This window comes from Pseudomonas sp. P4_C3, assembly GCF_056402075.1.
Window position 1 is genome coordinate 1 of record NZ_JBFUIC010000725.1, and the last position, 820, is coordinate 820.

Annotated in this window: 1 pseudogene; it reads left to right on the forward strand. The window is 54.4% G+C overall.

Annotated elements, in window-relative coordinates:
- Window positions 1-199, forward strand: a pseudogene (locus AC1DVH_RS32075) (IS5/IS1182 family transposase); the annotation flags it as partial.
- Window positions 200-820 lie beyond the last annotated feature (621 nt).

Below are 820 nucleotides of genomic sequence, written 5' to 3' on the forward strand. Positions count from 1 at the left end.
GGTGCTCCCCAGAAAGCGCAACTCGATCAGGGGCAATGCCGACCTGGACAGGGGGCTGTATCGCTACCAGCATTTGGTGGAAAACGCCTTTGCGCGGCTGAAACACTACCGGGCCGTGGCGTTTCGATACGACAAGCTGAAGCGGAATTACGAGAGCATGGTAGCCATGGCCTGCGGGTTCCTATGGCTGCCCATGTGAAACGTCAACAGACCCTAGCAATCTCATATGCGATATGTGAGACGTTTATGATGGCGCGCGGTCTTGGTGAGAGAGATCTACTTGGCGACCGCAGAATCGCCGGTGTATTGCATGGAGGTTCCGGAAAGACGGGGCTATGGGAAACGATCGATAATGAGGAAGCGTTCAGTGGCATGCCAGCCACGAAGGCCTCGCTATTGCATCAGCTCGAAAGAGCAGCGCATTTCATTGTGCAGTCGGGAAGGATGCAAACCGCTGTGTACTACCGCGGAGTAAAGCTTGGCGGAGTAAATCGCAAGCACCGCCACTGCTACATCTCGGAGGGTGTAGTCCTCCGAAACGAATTTGCAGAGTTTCTATCGCATCATGGGTTTCGGCGGAAATGCAAGACCCAGGCATCAAGTTCCCACGAACATATCTGGTGGGAGGTGCCGTGAAAGCACTCCGTGCAATTTGGTTCAGCGTTGCAGCAGGCTCAACTCGTCGTCGATCACTCGCTTCGCGTAATCTACGCCCTTTTAATTTCCCGCGGATGTCCGTCCTGAAGCGACCCTGCTTCGGGAGATGCATTCAAATCGAATTTTGTTCGCCTCAAGCCGTTCGCGAACGTCTGTAAAGGGT